General features: G+C 75.7%; 1 protein-coding gene. It reads left to right on the top strand.

Annotated elements, in window-relative coordinates; translation table 11 throughout:
- Nucleotides 1-19: 19 nt before the first annotated feature.
- On the top strand, nucleotides 20-811 hold a 792-nt coding region (locus tag HW577_RS25860; protein ID WP_198378937.1), incomplete at its 3' end, for an FAD-dependent oxidoreductase.

The raw sequence follows: 811 nt of genomic DNA, 5'->3' as shown, positions 1-811 counted from the left end.
GTGTCTGGAGTCCAGTCGTGTGCTCTCCCGATCTGCGCCGGCCGCCGAAGCCGCCTTCGCCGCGCCGCGCGCGCCCATCCGCCCCATCCCCGCCGCCGCGCTGATGCACGAAGTGCCGGAGCCGGAGATCGAGGCGCCGGTCATCGAAGCCCCCGCCGCCATCGCCTGGCGCAGCCCCGCCGCGCCGCTCGCGCCCGAGAACCGCGCCTGCGACGTGCTGGTGATCGGCGGCGGCGTGCTCGGCCTGTCCACCGCGCTCTACCTCGCGCGCGAGGGCGTGGACGTGCTGGTGGCCGACCGCTCCGAACCGGGCCTCGCCGCCAGCACCGCCAATGCCGGCAGCCTGCATGTGCAGCTGCTGCCCTATGATTTCGGCGACAAGGCGGAAGCGCTCGGCACCGCGGGGCCGGCCGCCGCGACGCTGCCGCTCGGGCCGCGGTCCATCGATCTGTGGAAGGAGATCGCGCGCGAGGCCGGCGAGAGCTGCGGCATCCGCACCGAAGGCGGGCTGATGCTCGCCGAGACCGAGGCCGAGTTCGACTGGCTGCGCGGCAAGACCGCGGTCGAGCGCGGCGCGGGCATCGAGACGCATGTGCTCGGCGCGAACGAATTGCGGGACCTCGCCCCCTATCTCGCGCCGCGCTTCCTCGGCGCCGCCTTCTGCCCCGCCGAAGGGCAGATCGACCCGCTGCGCGGCACGGCGGCCTTGCTGGCGCTGGCCAGGCGGGCCGGCGCGCGCCTCGCCAGCGGCGTCGATGTCACCGGCATCGCGCGCGACGGCGCCGGCTTCGCGGTGGCGACGGAGGGCGGG

Origin of the sequence: Neoroseomonas rubea, from assembly GCF_016106015.1 — a bacterium.
Lineage (GTDB): Bacteria > Pseudomonadota > Alphaproteobacteria > Acetobacterales > Acetobacteraceae > Neoroseomonas > Neoroseomonas rubea.
This window is presented reverse-complemented; position numbering and strand designations above follow the sequence as displayed.